This is a genomic window from Victivallis sp. (assembly GCF_048170485.1).
In the GTDB taxonomy this organism is placed as follows: Bacteria; Verrucomicrobiota; Lentisphaeria; order Victivallales; family Victivallaceae; genus Victivallis.
In genome coordinates this window covers 1-5,167 of sequence record NZ_DBEXAY010000081.1, presented here as the reverse complement: position 1 = coordinate 5,167, position 5,167 = coordinate 1, and the positions used below count along the sequence as shown (strand labels likewise).

Below are 5,167 nucleotides of genomic sequence, written 5' to 3'. Positions count from 1 at the left end.
AGTGAAAAGACAGTATTGCTTTTACATAAGACACAGGAGAAGAAGCCTTGAGCGGATTCAGGAATGCAGTTTGTCTGCTGTTGTGCACCGCGTTGGTCGGCCCATTGTTCTGGGGATGCGCGACTTCCAAGAGAGATCCTTCCAAACAGGAGCAGGAGAAGCGGGAAGCTGAAAAACGGCGGAAAGAGTGGTTCAGAAACGCGGACGGCAAGCCGGTTTCGGAACAGCGTTCGATCGAACACGAACTGCTGACGGAGGAACCGTCCGCCTTGTCGGACCGGAAAAAGCCGGAGAATCCCTATCCCATTTATACGGACCGTGAAAAAGCGGAGGAGTCTCCTGGCACGCCGCCGGAGGAGCGTTTCGACGGCCGGGAGAAAATCAAGGCGGAATTCGACTTCAACGGCGCAGCGGTTGCAGACGTCATTCCGGTCTTTGCGGAACTGCTGAGATTCAACTACCTGCTCGACGGCAAACTGAACGGCACGGTGACGCTCTCTTTGAAGGATGAGCTGACGCGCCGGCAGCTCTGGGAGCTGCTCCGGCAGGTGATGCAAACGTCGAACATCTACCTGACAAGGCAGGACAACATGATCCATTTCCGCCCGGTGGAAGCGATCGCACAGGCAGCGGCGGGGGACGGCGTGAGTTCCGATGCGGAAGTCGCGCTGTTCCGGCTGAAGAACATCGGGGCCAAGGAGACCGCTTCGCAGATCGGGCAGTTCCTTTCGCCGGGGCTGAAGCCGGTGGAGCTTGAGGAGCGCACTTTGCTGCTGGTGGTCGATACGAAGGAGAATCTGCGCAAGGTGCGGCAGATCGTCGCGCAGCTGGACCGCCCGTTGCGGCAGGGGTGGGCGAAGATGGTGATTCCGTGCCGGAACATTGATGCTTCGCGCCTGGCGAAAGAGGCGGCTGACGTGCTGCCGGTGCTCGGTTTTCCGGTCGCGCTGAACAGCGACAAGCCGCGCCCGGAGGAGATTCAGCTTACGACCGTGGAGCGGCTGCAGATCATCGTCGCCTCGGCCGCGAACTACGAGGCGCTCGAAGAGCTGGGCCGCTGGATCAACATCCTCGACCAGTCGGAGACGGGCGACCAGGAGCGGATGTTCATCTACAACATCCTGAACGGCAACGCCGAGGAGCTGGTCAAGGCGCTGGCGGTGATGTTTCCGGTCGAGGGGGAAACGCTGACGGCTTCGACCGGCAGTTCGGGCGGTTCATCGTCAAGCGGGAGCGGCGAACTCTTTTCGTCGTCGTCGTCCCAGGCCTCCACGTCCAAAACGACGACGCAGTCCGGCTCCGTGAAATCCGCCGCGAAAACCGGCTCCAAAGAAGAGGGGCCGGCCAATCTCTTCGAGGTTCCGGTCAAGGTGTTCGCGGACGCGGTGAACAACCGGCTCATCATTCGCACGAAGCCGCGCACCTATACGATGATCAAGGCGCTGCTCGGCAAGATCGACACGATTCCGCCGCAGGTGCTGTTTCAGGTGCTGGTGGTGGATGTTTCGCTGAACGATTCGGTCAAGTTCGGCGTGGAGTTCATGATGAAGGGCGGTACCGGGAACGTCACGACGCAGGGCGGCACGAATTTCTCCGGACTCGCGCCCGGCAGCGGCCAGGACTCCCAGAGCGGCGGGAAGTTCTGGGTTTACAATCCGAAGAACCCGAATCAGAAATTCGGTTACATCAACGCGCTGGCCGGCAAGACCAACGTGAAGGTCATTTCGAGTCCGCAGGTGCTGATCGCATCGAACAACGAAGCGAAGATCAGCGTCGGCAGCAAGGTGCCGATCGTGAATTCGGAGATCACGAATACGCAGTCGATCATTACGAACAACACCGACGCCTCGACGAACCTCGTCCGCAACATCCAGTATCAGGACACGGGCGTGATTCTGAAAATCACGCCGAAGGTCACGCGCGGCGGCCGGATCGCGATCAAGCTCGCGCAGACGGTTTCGGAGGCGGATTCGAATACGGTCTCCGACATCGATTCTCCGGTGATCAAGGAGCAGATCATCGAAACCGCGATGTCGCTGCGCGACGGGCAGACCATCATCTGCGGCGGCATCATCAGGGAGAAGAGCACCGACAACCTCTCGACGCTGCCGGGTCTCGGCGGAATCCCGTTCCTGCGCAGACTGTTCGGCGACACCGACATCTCGACCGACCGCACCGAAATGATGATCCTGATCACGGGTTATATCGTCAGCGAGGACTCGCATCTCGAGGAACTCGTCAAGCGGTATGAACAGGCGGTCGATGCGCTGATCGATTTCCACGTGCCCGCCGGGCAGCGGAAGCGCAAGATCGATCAGAACAAGGGGCTGGTGGAGTCATGGTTCATCGAATAGAGGAACTGAAACGGGCCATTCAGGAACGCTGTCCGGAGTACGGCGAACTGTTGGCGGAGGGCATGGCCCCCGCCGATGCCGACCGGGCGCTCGCGGAACGCGGCGCGGTCAGCGAAAACGACCTGCTGGCGATCTACAGCAGAGTTCTGGGCGTGGAGCCGTTCGACGAAGAGAACTTCCGGCAGCCGGAGCGGTTCGACGGCATCAGCGAGGAATACCTTGTCAATCAGGAACTTCTGCCGTACCGCTGGGACGACAAAACGTTCGAACTGCTCTCCGCATCGCCCTACGAGTGGGAGCGTCAGGCGTATGAGCTCAACGCATTTTTCGGCCGGCAGGTCACCTTCAAGCTCGCCCGCCGCAGCCTGATCGAGCGGATGACCGCGAAGGTCTATCAGGAGGCGGAGGAGGAAGAGGAGCGGCACTTTTCCGGCGACGACGAACACAAGCTCCGGCAGCTGGCCGGGGAAGCGAAGATCGTCCGGCTCGTGAACGAAATGCTGTCGCAGGCGCTCGAACGCAATGCGAGCGACATCCATGTGGAGCCGGAGGAGACGCAGCTGGTGATCCGTTTCCGCATCGACGGCGTGCTGCATGAGTACCTGAGTCTGCCGCTGTCGGACTACCCCGCGATCGCGTCGCGCATCAAGCTGATCGGCGCGCTGAACATCGCCGAAAGCCGCCTGCCGCAGGACGGGCGCACGAATTTCCAGATCGGGCGCCGCGAGATCGACATCCGCATCAGCACGATTCCGATCATGAACGGCGAGAGCATCGTGATGCGCCTGCTGCGCAAGGATGCGATGAAGTTCGACCTGCGCGAGCTCGGCATGAATGAAACGCTGCTCGGAAAGTTCGAGGAGCTGATCTCGATTCCGCACGGCATCCTCCTCGTGGTCGGGCCGACCGGTTCCGGCAAGACCACCACGCTTTACAGCGTGATGCAGCAGCTGAACGACCGCAAACGCAAGATCATCACGGTCGAAGACCCGGTCGAATACCAGCTTCCCGGCCTGAGCCAGATGCAGGTGAATCCGAAGATCGGGCTCTCGTTCGCTTCCGGGCTGCGCCACATCGTGCGGCAGGACCCGGATGTGATCCTGGTCGGCGAAATCCGCGACCGTGAAACCGCCGATATCGCGATCAATGCGGCGCTGACCGGGCACCTCGTGCTTTCGACGCTGCACACGAACGACGCGGTCGGCGCGATCACGCGGCTGTCGGATATGGGAGTCGAGGGATTCCTCGTCGCATCGGCGCTCTTCGGCGTGCTTTCGCAGCGGCTGGTGCGGCGGGTCTGCCCGCACTGCCGCGGCGCCGGAAGCGGGCCGGCCGGGCGCTGCCGCAACTGCGGCGGCAGCGGCTACCGGGGGCGGACCGGCATCTACGAACTGCTGCGGATCGACGACGAGCTGCGCGGCGCGATCGTCGCGAAGCGTCCGAGCGGCGAAATCAACGAGATCGCGCGCCGCAACGGCATGATCCCGCTGCTGGAGGACGGACAAAGCAAGGTGGAACAGGGAATTACAACCGAGGCGGAACTGCTCCGCATCGCGGCGGGGGTGTAGTGCGATGCCGAAACTGCGTTATGCCGTCCTGACCGCCGGGGGAGCCCGGAAAGAGGTCGCGGTCGATGCCCCTGACGATGCCGCGGCGCGCCGCCGGCTGCGGCGGCAGGGGCTGATCGTGGTCCGCGCCCTCGGGGAGTCGGCAGGGAAAGCCGGGCGTTTCCGGCTGCGGCGCGCGCCGCGCTTCGACGTCTACATATTTACGAGCCGCCTTTCCCCGCTGCTGGCGGCGGGGATTCCGCTGGAACACGGCCTCGCGGTGCTGGAGGAAGGCGGCCGCGAGGAGGAGCGCAATGTCGTGCAGCGGCTGCGGCGCGGCCTTCACGAAGGCAAAAAGTTTTCGCAGCTCACACGCGAGATGCCGGAGTGTTTCCCGCCGCTCTTTTCGGGACTGATCGAAACCGGCGAGGAGTCCGGCTGCCTGCCGGAGGTCACGCGCGAGCTGCGCCGTTTCCTGAAAGAGAGCAAGGAGTTCCGCGAATTTGTGCTCACCAGTTCCATCTATCCGTCGATCGTTGTTTCGGTGACGCTGCTGGTGATCGTGCTGCTTTTCACGGTGTTCATTCCGCGCTTTGCAAAAATTTTCGAGGAGCTCGGGCGTGAAATGCCGTTCCTGACCCGCACGATGCTCGGAGTCGGCAACTTCATGCAGTCGGTCTGGTGGATCTGGCCGCTGCTGATTTTCGGGCTTGTGCTCCTGTACCGGAAAAGCCGGCGGCCGGGGCGGCTGAAAACCGCGAAGGACCGGCTGCTGCTGCGGTTGCCGCTGCTCGGCGGAATCATCACGGCTATCCAGACCGGTCGTTTCCTGCGCACGCTCTCGATCATGGTCAAAAACCACGTGCAATTGCTCCCGGCAGTGCGCATTTCACGCAAGGTGATCGAAAACGACCTGATCCGCGACAGTTTCGCGGCGGTGGAGGACCGCCTGCGCGGCGGCAGCCGGCTGTCGGCCATTCTCGGCGCGAGCCCGTATATGCCGCCGGGGAGCATCGCGATGCTGAAGATCGCCGAGGAATCCGGCGAGATCGGCGAAATGCTCGAGCGCATCGCCGAGGAGTCGGAGGAGGATATCCGGGTGCGGGTCAAGCGGCTGCTCGCCTTCCTCGAACCCGGAATCATCCTTGTGCTGGCCGGGGTCGTGCTGCTCGTGGTGCTTTCGATCTTTCTTGCGATCATGGATATGAATGTCATCAAATAAAGGAGGTATCTCTATGAATTCCAAATGTTTCACCATGATTGAAA

Annotated in this window: 3 protein-coding genes; all 3 read left to right on the top strand. The window is 61.8% G+C overall.

Translation table 11 applies throughout. The annotated features are described in order from the left end of the window. Positions 1–47 precede the first annotated feature (47 nt). The 3 genes from ACMLHG_RS04300 to ACMLHG_RS04290 are packed head-to-tail and all read left to right on the top strand — an operon-like array spanning position 48 to position 5,123. Positions 48–2,354 carry a secretin N-terminal domain-containing protein gene (locus tag ACMLHG_RS04300; RefSeq protein WP_417169677.1) on the top strand — a complete coding sequence of 769 codons (2,307 nt, stop codon included), beginning with the start codon at positions 48–50 and terminating at the stop codon, positions 2,352–2,354. Further along, the gene (locus ACMLHG_RS04295) at positions 2,339–3,922 is read left to right on the top strand and encodes a GspE/PulE family protein (protein ID WP_417169676.1); all 1,584 of its coding nucleotides are present in this window, start codon (positions 2,339–2,341) and stop codon (positions 3,920–3,922) included. The genes ACMLHG_RS04300 and ACMLHG_RS04295 overlap by 16 nt, the downstream gene beginning before the upstream one ends. Positions 3,923–3,926: 4 nt before the next feature. Beyond that, a complete protein-coding gene (locus ACMLHG_RS04290; protein WP_417169675.1) occupies positions 3,927–5,123 on the top strand; it encodes a type II secretion system F family protein in 1,197 nt (398 codons plus the stop codon). Positions 5,124–5,167 lie beyond the last annotated feature (44 nt).